The 18061-nt window shown below is 63.1% G+C and carries 14 protein-coding genes and 1 riboswitch; of the genes, 5 read left to right on the forward strand and 9 right to left on the reverse strand.

What is annotated here, in order from left to right:
• Window positions 1–27: 27 nt before the first annotated feature.
• Window positions 28–91, forward strand: a riboswitch (Fluoride riboswitch).
• A 218-nt stretch (window positions 92–309) separates the two neighbouring features.
• From VFB05_RS04255 to VFB05_RS04270, 4 genes are all read left to right on the forward strand, one after another.
• Window positions 310–738, forward strand: coding sequence for a hypothetical protein (locus tag VFB05_RS04255; protein ID WP_325009129.1), 429 nt, complete (start codon window positions 310–312; stop codon window positions 736–738).
• A gap of 181 nt (window positions 739–919) precedes the next feature.
• Complete coding sequence (locus VFB05_RS04260) at window positions 920–1567, forward strand: cysteine hydrolase (RefSeq protein ID WP_325009131.1); 648 nt, start codon at window positions 920–922, stop codon at window positions 1565–1567.
• 722 nt (window positions 1568–2289) lie between these two features.
• Window positions 2290–2796, forward strand: a complete 507-nt coding sequence (locus VFB05_RS04265) for a protein tyrosine phosphatase (protein ID WP_325009133.1) — start codon at window positions 2290–2292, stop codon at window positions 2794–2796.
• Window positions 2797–2892: 96 nt separating this feature from the next.
• Window positions 2893–5580, forward strand: coding sequence for a DUF2339 domain-containing protein (locus VFB05_RS04270; RefSeq protein ID WP_325009135.1), 2688 nt, complete (start codon window positions 2893–2895; stop codon window positions 5578–5580).
• A gap of 11 nt (window positions 5581–5591) precedes the next feature.
• Here the strand turns inward: VFB05_RS04270 and VFB05_RS04275 are convergent, their stop codons facing one another.
• From VFB05_RS04275 to VFB05_RS04305, 7 genes are all read right to left on the reverse strand, one after another.
• Window positions 5592–7241, reverse strand: a complete 1650-nt coding sequence (locus tag VFB05_RS04275; RefSeq protein ID WP_414643149.1) for a methyl-accepting chemotaxis protein — start codon at window positions 7239–7241, stop codon at window positions 5592–5594.
• Window positions 7242–7541: 300 nt separating this feature from the next.
• Window positions 7542–8150, reverse strand: a complete 609-nt coding sequence (locus tag VFB05_RS04280; protein WP_325009140.1) for a hypothetical protein — start codon at window positions 8148–8150, stop codon at window positions 7542–7544.
• A 107-nt stretch (window positions 8151–8257) separates the two neighbouring features.
• On the reverse strand, window positions 8258–9244 hold the full coding sequence (locus VFB05_RS04285; RefSeq protein WP_325009142.1) for an MDR family oxidoreductase: 987 nt from the start codon (window positions 9242–9244) through the stop codon (window positions 8258–8260).
• Window positions 9245–9331: 87 nt separating this feature from the next.
• Entirely contained in the window at window positions 9332–10585 is a 1254-nt protein-coding gene (locus tag VFB05_RS04290) for an MFS transporter (protein ID WP_325009144.1), read from the reverse strand.
• 210 nt (window positions 10586–10795) lie between these two features.
• Window positions 10796–12250 carry a cell wall hydrolase gene (locus VFB05_RS04295; RefSeq protein ID WP_325009146.1) on the reverse strand — a complete coding sequence of 485 codons (1455 nt, stop codon included), beginning with the start codon at window positions 12248–12250 and terminating at the stop codon, window positions 10796–10798.
• Window positions 12251–12608: 358 nt separating this feature from the next.
• Window positions 12609–15458, reverse strand: coding sequence for a pyruvate, phosphate dikinase (ppdK, locus tag VFB05_RS04300; protein ID WP_325009148.1), 2850 nt, complete (start codon window positions 15456–15458; stop codon window positions 12609–12611).
• Window positions 15459–15543: 85 nt separating this feature from the next.
• A complete protein-coding gene (locus tag VFB05_RS04305; RefSeq protein WP_325009150.1) occupies window positions 15544–15699 on the reverse strand; it encodes a DUF3096 domain-containing protein in 156 nt (51 codons plus the stop codon).
• 243 nt (window positions 15700–15942) lie between these two features.
• On the opposite strand from VFB05_RS04305, the gene VFB05_RS04310 reads away from it, so the two are divergent.
• On the forward strand, window positions 15943–16302 hold the full coding sequence (locus VFB05_RS04310) for a DUF1236 domain-containing protein (protein ID WP_325009152.1): 360 nt from the start codon (window positions 15943–15945) through the stop codon (window positions 16300–16302).
• Window positions 16303–16568: 266 nt separating this feature from the next.
• Here VFB05_RS04310 and VFB05_RS04315 read toward each other — a convergent pair whose 3' ends face one another.
• A complete protein-coding gene (locus tag VFB05_RS04315; RefSeq protein ID WP_325009154.1) occupies window positions 16569–17165 on the reverse strand; it encodes a class I SAM-dependent methyltransferase in 597 nt (198 codons plus the stop codon).
• A 3-nt stretch (window positions 17166–17168) separates the two neighbouring features.
• On the reverse strand, window positions 17169–18061 hold an 893-nt coding region (gene glyS, locus VFB05_RS04320), incomplete at its 5' end, for a glycine--tRNA ligase subunit beta (protein WP_325009156.1).

An 18061-nucleotide genomic window follows, 5' to 3' on the forward strand; every position in this document is an offset into this window, starting at 1 on the left:
CGCGTTGGACATCGGCCTATAGTTGCGCGCAAGACCGGAGATGGGGTTGCTCCGTGGTATCGCCCCTCGGGCTGATGACTCCTGCGGGTGCGATCAACGCGCAGGTGGGATTGATGTGCCCCACGCCCGACACTCGCACTCTTCATCGGCACAACGTGCGCGCTGCGGCTTGCATTGCCGCGGCGTTGAGCCGAGTTGTTTGCGAGCGTTGGCAAAACCCCGCCGCGCTTAGGCCAAGCCGGACGCGCAACCGACTGGCGGCCTCAGCTCCAGTGATAAATCGAAATTGCAAATCCGCGGGAGCCGCACATGTTGATTTTTGTTGGCAAACGTAAGCAGCGCAACCTGGCTTCAGCTTTCGTCGGCGAGGTCTCGGCCATCATGGCTCTGATCGAAGAGATAAGCCAACCCGCGTCCGATGATGAACCACCCGCCAAAGATGCCGCGCGTCTCACCAATGGCCTTGACCATCCGGATTTTCTGTTACCGCGTTGCGACCTCTACGCTGCCAATGCAGGCAAGCTGGACCTGTTCGATGCGCCGCTGCCCAGCCAACTCAGTCACTTTTATACGCGGGTCGCGTCGCTACCGGAATTTTTGCGCGCCCATGCATCGCCTGCCGGTAATGGAACTGCCTCGGTCGAGTTCGAACATATCCTGGTCGAAGGCGAGGATCTCCTGCGCAATCTGAGACCGTTCTTGTCGAAACCGCATTCGCCCACCTTTACGCGGGCATAGGGCCTGGGATTTCACTGCGCGCGATCCGGGATCTCACCTTTTCCTGGTCTCACCGCTGGTTCATACTACCGCCAGCCGCGTGGAGTACTGACCGCGCGGCAAGTTTCTCCGGGGCGTGCTTGTGGAACGCGACCGGCCCGCTCAGTCTTCCGCCAGTTTCCAACCTTACAGGTACCAGTCCATGAAACGCGTCCAAGGCCTCGACATCCCGCAAACCCTTGAAGAAATCTGCGATCCACAGCGATTGGCGCTGGTCGTCTACGACATGCAGATCGGGATTCTGAAGCAGATCAAGAACGCGGAAGCGATCGTGACCAAGGTTGCCGGCGTGCTGGAAGCCGCGCGTAGCGCTGGCGTCCGGACCTTCTTCATGCGCCATATGTCGCTGCCCAAGGAATTGATGGGCGCGTTCAGCTACCGCATGGCGATGGCCTGGCAACGCACCGACGATCCTGAGAAGGTCAATCCGTGGTTCCTCAGGGATTCGCCGGGTTTTCAGATCACGCCGGAGCTGGCGCCTCGCCCGAGCGAAGCGATCTTCGACAAGTTGACGATGTCGGCGCTCGAAGGCACGCCGCTCGCGATCGCGCTTCGCGACTGCGGCGTCACGTCGATAGCGCTCGTCGGGGTCGCGATGGAAATCGGCATCGAACCGACAGCGCGGCACGCGGCCGACCTCGGCATCGTACCCGTCATCGTGGAGGACGCCTGCGGCAGCGGGCACGCTGATGCGGCCCAACGCTCGATCGAGTCGCTGAAATTCGCCGGAGACGCCGTTTTCACCAACGTCGAGGCGTTCTGCCAGGCCGTGAAACGCATGCCCGGATGAGCGATCGCGGCTCGGCTTCTCCCGATTTCGGATCCGGTCCGGCCTGAAGCATACCATCGGACCGAACGGTCACTTCTGAAACGGGTCGCAGTTTTTCGCTTGCCCCGTCGGGCAAATCACCGCTAGCTCTATGTGCGTCTCGCGCTCATCAGGAGGGGCGGACGCGTCGTCACGACCGTGGAGCGCGGGATGCGATGGCCGCAAATTGTGTCGCCGACGAGCGACGCGGTTTGCGGACGGCGAAGTCGTGTGGTCCTGACGTCCCGACGCTGATGTCAAGCGAGCGAGATGCTTTCGCATTGCGCTGGTGACGGAGACAACAAAGCCCGGTCTCCGGGGAGAGCACGAAGGAAACCGTAAGACCATCGCGCAGGGAATGCCGGGGCAACCGGTGAACCTGTGGTGACTAACTCGTGTGCTTTTTACTTTTGCGCACGAGGCTGCGGGTGCATCGCTGCATCCGGCATTCCCTGCGCCCTCTGTTATCGAGGGTCACGTGAGCTCTAACCCGGACGTAGTGCGCCGCGGGAATGTGGAGGTGTGCCTCCGCGCTGTCGGCACGATGGCCGGGTCGAGCCCGGCCATGACGGAAAGGAGACAGCCTGGATTGCTTTGTCGCATTCGCTCCTCGCAATGACGCGATGCAGTCAATGCCTGCAGCCCTACCCTTCACCGCCCCCGTGCGCGGCCCTATAATTAAAGGCCACCAACAAGGAAAAAACATGATCCACGTCTGTTCGCTCGCCGCCCTTCCCTCAACTGTCCAGTCGACCGGGGCGAGCCATATTCTCACCGTGATGGCCAATGTCGATCAGGTGCAGCGGCCCGTCTCGGTGCTCGCCGCCAATCACCTGAAGGTGCAGATGGACGATATCACCGAAGCGATCGAAGGCTTCGTCGTGCCATCGGATGCGCATATCGAGCAGGTCCTGAATTTCGTCCGTGGCTGGGATCGCAGCGCGCCGCTGGTCGTGCATTGCTACGCCGGCATCAGCCGCTCGACCGCGAGCGCCTTTGCCGCGGTGTGCGCGCTCAATCCGCATCGCGACGAGATCGCGATCGCGCGCCAGATCCGCTCGGCCTCGCCGATCGCCCAGCCGAACCGGCTGATCGTCAGCCTCGCCGACAAGGCGCTGGGGCGCGAGGGGCGGATGCTGCGCGCGCTCGACGAAATGGGGCCGGGAAGCCTGACCAGCGTCGGCCAGCCATTCCGCATCGACCTCGAATAATCTGTCACTAAGCCTTCCGTCGGCTTGAACTTCAACTTGAACTTGGGCCGTCCGAATGGACACTAAGACTGGATGGAGCCGGCGCTGGAGGGGCGGATGTTTGAATTCTTCGCGATTGCGATCGCGGTCGTTGCGCTGATCATTGCGCGCAAGGCGCAGGATCAGACGGCCGGCCTGAAAGCGCGACTGGACGCGATCGAGGCAAGCGAATGGCGGGCGCCACAGGCGCCGCCGCCGCTCGTCCCCGCCGAACCGCCCGCGCCCGCGGCTGCAGCCGAGACGGCCGCCGCCGCTCCCGTCGAGCCAACGCCGCTTCACGAGGCCCCACCCTCCGTCCCCGACGATGCGGCGGACGCCCCCCGGCTTACGCCGGCGGCGCCCCCGCCCGTTCCGCCCGCCTCGCCCGGCTTCGAGGAGAGGGTCGGCACGCGCTGGGTGGTGTGGCTGGGCGGGCTGACCCTCGCGCTCGGCGGCTTCTTCATGGTCCGCTACTCGATCGACGCCGGCCTGCTCGGCCCCGGCGTGCGGGTCTTGCTGGGCAGCGCGTTTGCGCTCGCGCTGCTCATTGCCGGCGAATGGACGCGACGCTCGGAGAGCACCTCCTCCATCGACGTGCTGCCGATCGCCAACATCCCGGCGATCCTGACGGCGGCCGGCACGGCGGTCGCCTTCGGGACGGTTTACGCCGCTTACGCGCTGTATGATTTCCTCGCGCCCGCCTCCGCCTTCATTCTGCTCGGGCTCGTCGCCCTCGGCACGCTCGCGGCGGCATTGCTGCACGGCCCGATGCTGGCCGGGCTCGGCATCGTCGCCGCTTTCGGCACACCACTCCTGGTCTCATCGGACACACCCGACTTCTGGGCGCTCTACATCTACCTCGCCGTCGTCACCGCCGCAGCCTTTGGTCTGGCGCGGATCAGGCTGTGGATCTGGCTCGCCGTGACCACGATCGTGCTCGCGCTGCTCTGGACCTTCCCCGCGCTGACATTCTTCCCGCCGGAGGTAGGGCCGTCTGCGTTCCACGTCATCGCCGGGTTTGTGCTCGCGGCGCTGATGGTGGTGTGCGGTTTCATGTTCGGCCCCTCCGCCGATGACGATCACTTCGAGCCGGTCTCATCGGGATCGCTGGCCGCTTATCTGTTCGGCGCGACGTGTATCGTGCTCGCAAGCTTCCATGCGGATCTTGCCATCATCGTGTTTGCGGTGTTGACCGCGGCGACGCTGCTGGTGGCGTGGCGCGCACCGTCGGCGGCAGGTAGCGTAGCGCTGGCGGCCGTCTTCGTCGGCATCGTGTTTCTCGAATGGGCCATTCGGGTCAATCCGGATCTGCTGGTGTTGCCGGGCGGCCCGCTGCCCGGCATCGGCACTTCCCCGATCGAAAGCTCGGTCTCGCTTCATTTCACCGTGGCCGCGCTCTTCGCCATTGCCTTTGGCGCGGCGGGATTTCTTGCGCAAGGCCGCAGTTCGAACGCGCTGGTGCCGGTGATCTGGTCGGCATCGGGCGTATTTACGCCGCTTGCACTTATCATCGCGCTGTATGCCCGCATCGCTCATCTCGATCGATCGATCCCGTTTGCGATCCTGGCCGTGCTGCTCGCGGCAGCCTTTGCCGCTGCGACCGAAATCCTGTCGCGGCGCGAGTTGCGTCCGGGGTTGACTGTCGCGACCGCATTGTTTGCGACCGGCACGTTGGCGGCGATGGCGCTGGGATTGACCTTTGCGCTCGACAGGGGCTGGCTCACCATCGCGCTCGCGCTGACGTCGCTCGGCGCAGCCTGGGTGTCGACGCAGCGGCCGATTCCGTTCCTGCGCGTGCTGTCCGCAATCCTCGCCGGCATCGTGGTCCTGAGGATCGGCTATGAGCCGCGGATCGTGGGTGCCGCGGTCGGCACGACGCCGATCTTCAACTGGCTCTTGTGGGGCTACGGCATTCCCGCGCTGTCGTTCTGGACGGCCAGCATCTTACTTCGGCGTCAAGCGGACGACGCTTCCTTGCGCAGCGTGGAAGCCGCGGCGATCCTCTTTACGGTGCTGCTGGTGTTCCTGCAAATCCGTCACTTCATCAATGGCGGCGACGTCTATCGCCACAGCTCCGGGTTGACCGAGACCGGCTTGCAGGTTTGCGCCGCGCTCGCCATGGCGATCGGACTTGAACGACTATTCGTTCGAAGCGGCAGCATCATTCACAATGTCAGCGCCATCCTGCTGACGTTGTTTGCGGGCGCCGCAACGCTGGTCGGATTGTTGTTCATCGACAATCCCTTCATCTGGTGGGGCGACAGAGTTAGCGGCGAATTCTTCAACGAGCTTCTGCTCGCCTACGCCGCGCCGGCGATCCTGGCGCTGCTGTTGTCTTATGCGGTTGCGGGCCGCAGGCCTGCCGCCTATGGCAACACCATTGCCGCCGGCGCGCTGGTGCTGGCGCTGAGCTACATCAGTCTCGAAATCCGGCGGCTCTATCACGGTCCGTCGATGTCCAGCGGACCGATCTACGACGTCGAGCAGTACACCTATTCGATCGCGTGGCTCGCCTTCGGCGTGGCGCTGCTGGTGATCGGCATTTTCTTCAACTCACAGCGCGCTCGTCTGGCCTCGGCCGTCGTGATCGCACTGACCATCGCCAAGGTGTTCCTGGTCGATCTGTCGACACTGGAAGGCGTGTACCGCGCGCTGTCCTTCATGGGCCTCGGCCTCGTGCTGGTCGCGATCGGCTGGTTCTATCAGAAGGTCCTGTTCCGGCGAGACGCGCAGCCCGCGACGCCTGTCGCGCCGGCGGGCTCATGACGTTGTTGTCGTCAAGCCGCCCGCACGGAGCTTAGGAACTTGCCGACCTCGAGCTTGAGGCGGCTGGAATCGCCGGAGAGCGATTTCGCGGCCGACAGCACCTGCGAGGAGGCCGACCCGGTCTCGCTGGCGCCGCGCTGCACGTCGGAGATGTTGGAAGAGACCTGCATGGTGCCTTCCGCCGCGCGCTGCACGTTGCGGGAGATCTCCTGGGTGGCGGCGCCCTGCTCTTCCACGGCGGCCGCGATGGCAGAGGCGATCTCCGAGAGCTTTTCGATGGTGCCGCTGATTTCCCGGATCGCGCCCACGGATTCCTGCGTCGCCGCCTGGATGCCGTTGATCTGCTGGCCGATCTCGCCGGTCGCTTTCGCGGTTTGCTCGGCGAGCGCCTTCACTTCGGACGCCACTACCGCAAAACCGCGGCCCGCTTCGCCCGCACGCGCCGCCTCGATGGTGGCGTTAAGCGCCAGCAGGTTGGTTTGCCCGGCGATCGTGTTGATCAGTTCGACCACATCGCCAATGCGGCTTGCAGCCTTAGACAGTTCGCCGACGCGGCCATTGGTCTGGCGTGCCTGCTCGACGGCCGCATTCGCCATGCGCGCGGATTCCTGCACCTGGCGGCTGATCTCGTGAACCGATGACGACAATTCCTCCGTTGCCGACGCCACCGACTGAACGTTCACGGAAGCTTCCTCCGAAGCGCCGGCGACTTTCGTGGCAAGCGATTCCGACCGCGTCGCGGTCGAGGTCAACACGCCGGCCGACTTTTCCAGTTCGGCGGACGCCGAGGACACGGCCCCGATGATCTGCCCCACCGCGCCTTCGAAGCCATCGGCCATCCGGTGCATGTCGTCCTTGCGCTGTTGCATCTGCCGCTGCTCGGTCTCGACCTGTTCGGCGCGCAGGCGGTTGGTTTCGACCATGGCCTGCTTGAACACCTCGACAGTTCGCGCCATCTCGCCGATCTCGTCGGACCGTTCGACGTCGGTGACAGGAAGATTCAATTCGCCCTTGCTGAGCGCGTCCATGCGCAGCTTCAACCGGGTGAGCGGCTTGACGACGCTGCGCGCCACCAGCCATGCGATCGCGATCGAGGACAGCAGCAGAACGGCAATCAGAATGCCGGCCGTCTGCGCCATGCTCCAGAACGAGACGTCCAGATCCGTCATGTATTCGGCGGAGGAGATCATGAGATGCCACGGCCCGAAGCCGCGGACATACGCGACCTTGTCGAGCGGCGTTTTCGCGCCGCCTTTCGGGAACGTGTACCGGATCGTGCCCTCCCCGCGCCTTGCGATATCGAGCATCATCGCGGCGAAAGGCATCCCGCTCGAATCTTTCAGCTCGCGCACGTCCTTGCCGACCAGGCCTGGATTGCCGGTGTTCATGACGCAAAGCCCGGTCTCGGTGTCGTAGATGAAGACGTAGTTGGTATGGCCTTCGAACCAGATATTGCCAGACGCTGCAAAGAAGCGGGCCTTCGCTTCGGCCTCAGTCATCGTGCCGGTGTCGGCTGCGCGCTTGAAACTGTCCGCCATGCTCCAGACGGCATCGACGACGGCATGCGCCCGTTCCGTTCGCTCATTGGCGAGTTCGCTGCGGGCAATGAAGAGAACCGTTGCCGCGACGAACAGCATGAACAGCGCGCCGGCAACCGCCATGGCGGCAAGCTTGGCCGCGATCGAATGTTGAGCAATGAACTTGAGCACGACGATCCACCCCCGAGGATGTGCCGTTCGGTCGTTTCACGGCACGCAATCACCAATCCCAGCCGCCTTTTCGGCGCCCGCGAACATAGCTACCAATTCGTAAATGAAGGGTTCAGCGCACGCCGTGACGCATGGCGGAAAACCGCAACGTCACAACGAATACGCGCGCCTCGCGCCCGTAGAATTGCGGACGCGCGAGCGCGGCCAATACGCGTCAGAAAAGTTGGAAACCGGCAGCGCGCCTTGCGACCATCAGTCGGTCGAGTGGCGCAACTCCAGTCCGGGCTCCGATCTCGCCGGCGCGGCCTTCGGCGCGGCGCCGATCGGATCAAGCTTCGCGCTCTCGACTGCCGGGGTTTCGACCCGCACGGACGCTTCGACCGAGCCGGTTCGCTCCAGCGCACGCTCCGCCGCACGCTCGCGCTCACGCAGCGAACGCGGATGCGCCACCGCGCGTGCCATCAGCATCTGGGCTCCGCCCTGATGACGGAAATCGCAGTAAGCGAAGCTCATGCCGGCCACCGATCCGCGGAAGCTGACTTCGTCGTGCTTTTCGAGGTTGAAACACGGCTCGAACGGGAGGCCACGAAGCGAAGCGCAAACCGCCTGCCCGCGGATTTGCAGCGTATTACCGGGCAGCCGCACGTGGCGGATGGGACCGGCGCCGCTGAATTGCACCGAACCGGCCGCCCCCATGTCGTCGAGGATCCGGCCCGCGCCGCGGGTGCCGTCAACACAGGTGAAGGTGAACACCTTGCCGGATACGAAGCGCTTGGCCTCCTCGGCATTCATCTGCCCGGCCAACGCGGGCACGGTCGCCGCAACGGCTATCGTCGCCCCCAACACAAAACGCGCAAGCATGCTTCAACTCCGACTTTACCCCGCGGGAGGTCGTTCTCTTTACCCGCTGCTTACCATACTAACCGTGGCAACATTGGCGCAGCTTCGTTGGTAAAGTCTGAATGTCGTCAGGAAATTTTTACCACGATTCTGCCGCGAACCTGGCCGGCGAGGATCCTGGCTCCCGCCCCGATCACCTCATCCAGGCCAATTTCATGAGTAATTTCAGACAGCTTTGCCGATTCCAGATCGGTCGAAAGGCGCTTCCAGGCGACCTCCCGAAGCTCCAGAGGGCACATGACGGAATCGATGCCGAGCAGACACACCCCCCGCAAAATAAATGGTGCGACCGAGATCGGCAGGTCCATCCCGGCGGCCAGCCCGCAGGCCGCGATGGCGCCCCGGTATCTGGTCATCGACAAAAGATTGGCGAGCGTGGTCGAGCCGACGCTGTCCACCCCTCCCGCCCAGCGCTCCTTGGCGAGCGGTTTAGCCGGCGCCGAAAGCTCGTTGCGGTCGATCACCTCGGTCGCGCCGAGACCCTTGAGATAATCGGTTTCCGACGCCCGCCCCGTCGAGGCGATGACGTGGTAGCCGAGCTTCGAAAGGATCGCGATCGCCACCGAGCCGACACCGCCGGCGGCGCCGGTGACGACGATGGGGCCGTGCGATGGCTTCAAACCATGGCTCTCCAGCGCGAGCACCGCCAGCATCGCGGTGTAGCCCGCGGTGCCGATCGCCATCGCACTGCGCGCCGAGATACTTTCGGGCAAACGTACCAGCCAGTCGCCCTTGACGCGCGCCTTTTCGGCGTAAGCGCCGAGATGCGTTTCGCCGAGACCCCAACCGTTGCAGACCACGCGGTCGCCGGCTTTCCAGCGCGGATGCGAGGATTGTTCGACGGTGCCGGCAAAATCGATCCCTGCAATCATCGGGAAACGCCGCACCACCGGCGCCTTTCCGGTGACGGCAAGGCCATCCTTGTAATTCAGGGTCGACCATTCGACGCGAACGGTGACGTCGCCTTCCATCAGGTCGGCTTCGTCGAACTGGACGACGGCTGCGGTCGTGCCCTTCTCCGCTTTGTCGATCCTGATCGCTTTGAAGGTGGCCAACGCAACGTCTCCCGGCGTTTATTTGTGAGTGGGATTGATCCTATCACTCACAAAATCGCACGGCGAGAGCGATATGTTAGGAACCAATCAGCCCGGTTGCGCCACCGAACGCCGCACGGGCGCCTCGACGATCGGCAGATTGATCAGCGCCGAGAGCACGCCGAACATAATGGAAAGCCACCAGATCGGCGTATATGACCCGAATTTTTCGAAGACGATCCCGCCGAGCCAGACGCCGAGGAAGCCTCCGACCTGGTGGCTGACAAATGCAAACCCATACAGCGTCGCAAACCAGCGCGTGCCGAACATCAGCGCAATCAAGGCCGAGGTCGGCGGCACCGTCGACAACCAGGTCAGACCGCTGATGGCGCCGAACGCAATCGCCGAGAATGGCGTGATCGGAAACGAGATGAATGCAACGGTTGCAAGGGCCCGGGTGAAATAGATCGCGGACAGGATGTAGCGCTTCGGAAGCACGTTCTGTAACCAGCCGACGCTGAGCGAACCGATGATATTGAACAAACCAATCGCCGCCAGGACCCAGCCGCCGGTCGATGTGGATATGCCCCGATCAGACAGGTAGGCAGGCAAATGCACTGTGACGAAGGCGAGCTGAAAGCCGCAGGTGAAGAAGCCCAGCACCAGCAACACATAAGAGCGATGTCCGAACGCTTCGGCCAGCGCAGTCTTGAAAGACTGCTGATCCGGGACAGGCGCCTCGGTCGTAGCCGCCGCGGGCGGCGTTGCGAGCGCCAGCGACAGCGGCAGGATGAGCAGCATCATTGCAGCAAACACCGAAAGCGCCGCCTGCCAGCCGAAATTGTCAATCATCGCCACGCCGAACGGCGCGAACAGGAATTGGCCGAACGAGCCGGCGGCGGTGCCTGCACCAAGCGCAACGCCGCGCCGCTCCGGCGGCAGCAACTTGCTGAAAGCAGACAGCACCAGATTGAACGAACAACCGGAAAGCCCAAAGCCGATAAGAACTCCCGCGCCCATATCGAGCGAGAGTGGCGTCGTCGCATGGCTCATCAGGAACAGGCCCGCAGCGTAAAGCGCAGCGCCGACCCACATCACACGCGTCACGCCAAAGCGGTCTGCGACCGCGCCGGCAATCGGCTGCCCCAGTCCCCAAAGCAGATTCTGCACGGCCAGCGCGAGGCCGAAAATATCGCGACCCCAGCCGAATTCTCGGCCCATCGGCTGGACAAAGAAACCAAGACCGGAGCGCGGCCCGAAGCTGAGCAGCGCGATCGCACAGCCGCAGACAATAACCACCAGCGGCGTACGCCAGCCTGCCGTATCGGAAAGCTTACGCTGGTCGATTTCGATCGAAGCCATGCAAATCCCCTCAAGAATCGCTCGCGGTGTCATTGCGGCGAAACGTGCTGCCGCCGACGGACAAATCAGCGGACGAACGAATTACCGCAAATGCATGGATTTTGAAATGCACTGATCGGTGTACATGGGCCGCCGCAATGCTGCCCTGCGCGTTTCCGCGAGCCTCGAATGACGCCATGTCATGGACATGCTGACATAACGTCAGCACACTTACCGCCGGTAGGAATTCTCCGACATCTCGGCCGAGCTTTTGGCTGCTTCAAGGAGCTCCGCCGAAATCTGCGCGGTCTGCGCCGGCGTGCCCCAGCTCGGCGCTTCGCTACCATCGCCCCAGGCGCGCGGCCGATAGAAGGTGTGCACGCCGAATTTGTACATCTTCTTCATTTCGCTGACCCAGGACGGGTGCACCCAGTAAGCGTGGTAATGCGTCGAGTGACCTACTTCCGGCAGCCAGATCTGGCCGTCGAGCATCGCTTTAGAAATTCTCTTGGCGCGATCCCACATGTCGGGCTCGCGAACGACATCGGCGACGTTGTCGCAAGCAAAAGTGAACTGGCAGGCGTAGTGCCGATGCTTGTTCTGATAGACGACGCCGCACACCGTGGTTGGATAAAAGCCGGAGAAGGCGCGGTTGAGGACGACCTGCGCCACCGCGATCTGGCCGCGCACCGCTTCGCCGCGGGCTTCGAAGTAGACAGCTTCCGCAAGACATTTTTCCGATTTGGCGCGCGACTTCTCGTCGGTGAGGCCGAGGCGCTCGGCCGGCGTTTTGTCGCGCTGGTCGTCGGCATTGACTTCGCCCTTGGCCGCGATGCTCTCGCCGCTCTCGGCCGCCTTGGCGACGTCTGTGGTCGCAGGCAGCGCCGCCATCATTTTCATATCGGGGTCGACATGCGCTTCAGGCATCACAACGACAGGTTCCTCGCCGGGCTGCCAACGCTCAATGGTCTCGAGTGGCGCACCGAGCGACTGAGTGCCGAAGAACAGGCTCGCTGTTTTCACGGAGAAGCCGTCGCGCGACGGGCGGCTTTCGAACGTCGCGGCCGCCTTGCCAGTGGAGTTTTTCAAATCATCGAGCGGCCGCGCCTCGAGCGACATCGAAATATCATACTGCTGAAGCGGCGGAGCGTTCATCGCTTCCGCCAGTTCCGGATCGAGCGGCGCGCGCGCGGCGGGCGCGGTGGCGTCAGCGCTCTTGGCACCGCGTATGTTGGGACTGGAGCTCGCGGGCTCGTTTTTCGTCGGCGCAACGCCGGCGGGCGCAGCAACTTCCGGAGCCGGTGCGACAATGAGACGATCGCCCTTGAGCGTACGATCGACCTTGGGGAAATCGGAAGCCTGGTAGCGCGGCGGAGTCTGGATCACCTGATTGCGCGGTATAGAGCCGGTGATGTCGGAGGCTGGATTGAAACTGACGCGCCGATAGTTCGGCGGTTCCGGCGCGGCCGTTCCAATCGGCCGGTTGAACGTGTAGGCCGCGACATGAATGCTATCGACAGCGGCGAACAAGTGGCTGCGCCACCGCGCGGCAACGGCCGGCTGTCGCGCCAGCCGCGATGCAATGTCCTGATATCCGATTTCCGTCGGGGTCAATGCAAAACTGCAAAGACCAAGACCGAAGAACGCAAATTGTGCGCTCCTCGGCCGGCCACGCAACTGTGACATCTTACGCTCACGCAACGCAACACAACGCTTACGCGATCGAACTCCACTACCTCCGTGCAATTCGATCGTTTCGGGTAGTAACTAATTTAGGTTGCGAGGGAGTTAATCGGCGTGTCCCGAACGACACACGCAACCGCGCGGCCGTTTCGAAGCAATCACTTGTAAGGCGTTGGTAAACAGCGCCTCCAGCAAAGTGGTAAATATCGCGTCAACGAAAAGCGTGAAGAAATTTTTAGCGATTGCCCGTGGTGACGCGGGCCAGCCAAGCTTTGCCGCGCATCGACGTCGTCAAAAGAAAATGCCCGGAACAAGTCCGGGCATTCTCAGTGCGAAAATCGCTTTGGTACGATCGTTGTTGTTACGCCTGGCTCGCAACCTCTTTGCCAAGCGCTGCCTGCGCCGCAGCGAGTCGCGCGATCGGCACGCGATATGGCGAGCACGATACGTAATCGAGACCGACCTGATGACAGAACGCGACAGAAGCGGGATCACCGCCATGCTCGCCGCAAATGCCGACCTTGAGGCTCGGTCGCGTCTTGCGGCCGCGTGCCACGCCGATCTTCACCAACTCGCCGACGCCGTCGCGATCGACCGAGATAAACGGATCGATCTCCAGGATACCCTTGGCGACATAGGTCGAGAGGAAGCTCGCCGCGTCGTCACGGCTGATCCCGTAAGTGGTCTGCGTCAGGTCGTTGGTGCCGAACGAGAAGAACTCGGCGGTCGTCGCGATATCGCCCGCCATCAGGCAGGCGCGTGGCAACTCGATCATGGTGCCGACCTGATAGTCGAGCTTGGCGCCGGTTTCCTTCATCACCGCCTGCGCGGTCGCATCGATGCGCGCCTTGATCAGGTCGAACTCGGCCTTGGTCGCAATCAGCGGCACCATCACTTCGACACCCACCGCCTTGCCGGTGCGCTTTCCGGCTTCGACGGCGGCCTCGAAGATGGCGCGCGCCTGCATCTCGGCGATCTCGGGATAGACGATCGCAAGCCGGCAGCCGCGGAAGCCGAGCATCGGGTTGAATTCCGCAAGCTCGCGCGCACGGTCGGCGAGCCGGCGCGGATCGGTGTTCATGGCGCGCGCCACTTCCTCGATCTCGGCCTGCGTATGCGGCAGGAATTCGTGCAGTGGCGGATCGAGCAGGCGGATCGTGACCGGCATGCCCTGCATGATCTCGAACAGCTCGACGAAATCCGCCCGCTGCATCGGCAGCAACTTCGAGAGCGCGGCGCGGCGTGCGCGCTCATCCTCGGAGAGGATCATCTCGCGCACGGTGCGGATGCGGGTTTCCTCGAAGAACATGTGCTCGGTGCGGCAAAGGCCGATGCCTTCCGCGCCGAATTTGACCGCGGTGCGCGCATCGTCCGGCGTATCGCCGTTGACGCGAACGCCGAGTTTGCGCACGGCGTCGGCCCAACCCATCAGCGTGCCGAACTCGCCCGACAATTGCGGCTCGATCATCGGCATCCGCCCGGCCAGCACCTGACCGAGTGAACCGTCGATGGTGATGACGTCTCCGGTCTTGAAAGTACGCGAACCGATGCTCATCAACCCGCGGCCGTAATCGACGCGGATGGCGCCGCAGCCGGAGACGCAAGGCTTGCCCATGCCGCGCGCAACCACGGCGGCGTGCGATGTCATGCCGCCGCGGGTGGTCAGAATGCCTTCAGCGGCGTGCATGCCGTGAATGTCTTCCGGCGAGGTTTCGATCCGCACCAGTATGACCTTGCGCCCGTCCGCTTGCAGCTTTGCAGCCTCGTCGGAGGAGAACACGATCTCGCCCGATGCCGCGCCGGGCGACGCCGGCAGGCCGGTCGCGATCACGTCGCGCTTGGCATTGGGATCGATGGTCGGATGCAGCAACTGATCGAGCGAGGCGGGATCGATCCGCAGCACGGCGTCCTTCTTCGAGATCAGGCCTTCATTGGCGAGTTCGACCGCAATCTTGAGCGCGGCCTTTGCGGTGCGCTTGCCGCTGCGGGTCTGCAACATCCACAGCTTGCCCTGTTCGACAGTGAACTCCATGTCCTGCATGTCGCGGTAGTGCTTTTCGAGCAGTGTATAGATCCGCGTCAGCTCCTTGAACGCGGCCGGCATCGCCTCTTCCATCGACAGCTTGTCGGAGCCGGATTCCTTGCGCGCATCTTCGGTGATGTCCTGCGGTGTGCGAATGCCCGCCACGACGTCTTCACCCTGCGCGTTGATCAAGAATTCGCCGTAGAGCTTGCTCTCGCCGGTCGAGGGATTGCGCGTGAACGCAACGCCGGTCGCCGAGGTCTCGCCCATATTGCCGAACACCATCGCCTGCACGTTAACGGCGGTACCCCAGGATTCCGGAATGTCGTGCAGCTTGCGATAGGTCACCGCGCGCGCATTCATCCAGGACGAAAACACGGCCCCAATCGCCCCCCACAGCTGATCATGGGGATCCTGCGGGAATTCCGCTCCGGTCTCGCGCGCCAGGGCTTCCTTGTACTGGCCGACAAGCTCGACCCAGTCATCACCGGTCAGATCGGTGTCGAGCGAATAGCCCTGACTGTCCTTGTAGGTATCGAGGATGTCCTCGAAGTGGGCGTGCTCGAAGCCAAGCACAACATCGGAATACATGGTGATGAAGCGGCGGTAGCTGTCATAGGCAAAGCGGCGATCGCCGGACAATTCCGCGAGCGCCTCGACCGTAACGTCGTTGAGGCCGAGATTGAGCACCGTATCCATCATGCCCGGCATCGAGGCGCGGGCGCCGGAGCGCACCGACACCAGCAGCGGGTTTTTGGAATCGCCGAAGGCTTTGCCTGTGAGCTTGCCGATATAGTCGAGCGCTTTCTCGACCTGCGCCTTCAACTCCTTCGGATAGGTCTTCTCGTGCGCGTAGAAATAGGTGCAGACCGATGTCGGAACGGTGAAGCCTGGAGGGACCGGCAATCCGAGATTAGCCATTTCGGCGAGATTGGCCCCCTTGCCGCCGAGCAGATCGCGTAGGCCCGCTTTGCCCTCCGCCTTGCCGTCGCCGAAGGTATAGACCCACTTGCCCGCTTTCACCGGCTCGGCGGCCGCCTTGGCGGCGACCGGCTTTTTCGCTGGCTTGACCGCGCTCTTCTTCAGCGCCTTGCGGGCTGAGGCGGTCGGCGCAGGCTTGGCCCGGGTCCCCGCGGAAGACTTTGATTTCGCAGCAATTTTCTTCGGTTTCGCGACGGCTTTGGCCATGACAGAAAATGATCCGCTGGAGTGAAAGAATTGAGCGCCTTACACCACTTTGAGCGGCCCGGCGCAAGCCGCGGAACACGCCCGGTTACATGTGAAGCCACCGCAAAAGCCCGAGCCCGATCAGGCCGTTGAGGATGAGGAAGATTGCTACGATGAAGTTCAGCAACCTCGGCATGATCAAAATCAAAAGGCCCGCGATCACCGAGATGATCGGCGAGATATGGGCGACGGTGAGGGTCATGAATGCGTCTCCTCTTTAGGGTGCGTCGAATCGAGGAGCGGCACCATAACATTCCCCTCCCCCTGTTCCACGCTAGCAGACGCTTTGGGCCTGATGGGGTTCCGCACTGTTCCAAAAATTCATCGGAAACAACGCACTGTCCGAAATTTTTTCTGGGGAACGATGTCGGCAACGATGAATTGGATCACCTTGCATGCCCGGCAACTTGCCGGAATGCAGTCCTAAATGGCGAAGGAGCAGATCATGCGAAACCATCTTTTGGCCCTAGCGACAATTGCGGCCGCCATAAGCGCACCTGTCGCGGCGCAGGCCCAGAGCACCGTCGGCGTCGCGCGCCCGGGCGCAGTGATCGTCGATAACGGCGCCGTTGGCATCGCGGTCGATCAGCGGCCGGCGTTTCGCGAATATATCGTACGTGAACGGGTGCCCAACTACTCCATCCCGGATCGCGTCGTTGTCGGCGCTGTCCTGCCGGAGAGCGGCGTAACCTTCTATGACGTACCGCAGACGTTCGGCGCGACGCCTTATCGCTACACCGTGGTGAACGGCGAGACCGTGCTGGTCGAGCCGCGCACGCGCCGCATCGTTCAGGTGATCGACTAACAGCGCTCGATGCATGTCCGGCCCAACGGGATGGCTGCCGGACATCAAGGCCCCGCCCGGCTCCCCCCGCCCGGGCGGGGCACTTTTTGCTATCGTGTCCCGGACGCGGTGCAGCGCTTCTCAGCGGTGCACCGCTGAGCCGGGCCCCCCAGACGATAGCGCTAATGGACCCCGGATCAGCAGCGCACCGCTAAGGGTGCCTACGGCGCGCGCGAGCACGCCGGCGGCGCTGCGCTGCATCCGGGGAACGAGAACCGTCCGATCTGCTAACGCGCGCCCTTGCGGGCCACGATGCGATGAATCCGTTTGCCTGACGAGGCGCTGACGACCGCCTCATCGAGCAAGATGGTTGTTGCCATCAGTTCGGAGCGGACCAACGAAGGCTCGAACGCAGCGTAGAGCCTTGCGTGCTTATCGCGCTGGTTTTCGCCTTCGGTGACGCGCCAGCTCAGGTAAAGAACCCCGCCCGGCTTGACGATCTCACGCATGCGGCGGACCGATGGCCCAATCTGCGCGCGGTCGAGATGCATGATCACGGTTTCGCACAGCACATTGTCATAGGTGTCGGCCGCGACGCCTCGCAGATCAGGCAACGCTGCGCGCGTGAATTCGAACTGCGGGTAGCGCGCACGCGCTTCAGTCAGAAGACCTTCCGATGCGTCTAAACCCTTTGACGGAAAGCCATTCGCGTTGAGCCAGGCGATCTCGCGCCCGCTGCCACAGCCGATATCGGCGGTCAGACCGCTTGCGATGAAGAAGCGCTTGACGATCTCATGCAGATCGTTGGGGGCCGGCTGGTCGTGCCAGTCTTTCGCGAACGCCGCGGCGTCTTTGTCATAGGCCGCGAGCGTCTCCCGATCCACGCCCTAACCCTCGACTTTGGAGAAGTCGGCGACGGCACGCGTTGCGGCGCGGATTTCGTTCAGCAGCTTCAGGCGGTTCTCGCGCACTTTGGGATCGTCGTCGTTGACCTTGACCTTGTCAAAGAAAGCATCGACCGCGGGGCGAAGTTTGGCCATCGCGCTCATCGCGGCGGCAAAATCTTCCTTGGCGACCGCGGCGCCGGCATCGCGCTTCACCTGATCGATGGCTTTCGCAAGCGCCTTCTCTTCGTCGAGCCGATAAAGCGCCGCATCCGGTGCGCCGTCGAAGCTGCGCTTGTCCTTCTTTTCTTCGATCGAGAGAATATTGCTGGCGCGCTTGGTGCCCGCGAGCAGGTTCTTGCCGTCGTCGCTGTCGAGGAACTTTCCGAGCGCCTCGACGCGGCGAACCACCATCAGAAGATCGTCCTGGCCTTCGAGCGCAAACACCGCGTCGACGAGATCGTGCCGTGCGCCCTGCTCACGAAGCTGAACCTTCAGGCGATCGGCGAAGAAGGAGAGAAGATCGGTGGCAAGCTGGCCGCCATTGGTCGGTCGACCGCCGTTCGCCGCTGCGGTCATCTGGAGGAGGTGCAGGCGAAGCTTGTTCTCAACGATCAGCCTGATCACGCCGAGCGCCGCGCGTCGCAGCGCGTAAGGATCCTTGCTGCCCGTCGGCTTCTCGTCGATTGCCCAGAATCCGACGAGTGTGTCGATCTTGTCGGCAAGCGCGACGGCAACGCTGACGGGATCGGTCGGCACGCGATCGTTCGGGCCTTGCGGCTTGTAGTGCTCCTCGCTCGCCGCGGCGACGGAAGCATCCTCGCCCTGCGCAAGCGCATAGTATTTTCCCATCAAGCCCTGAAGCTCGGGGAATTCGCCGACGACTTCCGTGAGCA

The sequence above is a fragment of the Bradyrhizobium sp. genome, from assembly GCF_035652035.1.
GTDB lineage: Bacteria > Pseudomonadota > Alphaproteobacteria > Rhizobiales > Xanthobacteraceae > Bradyrhizobium.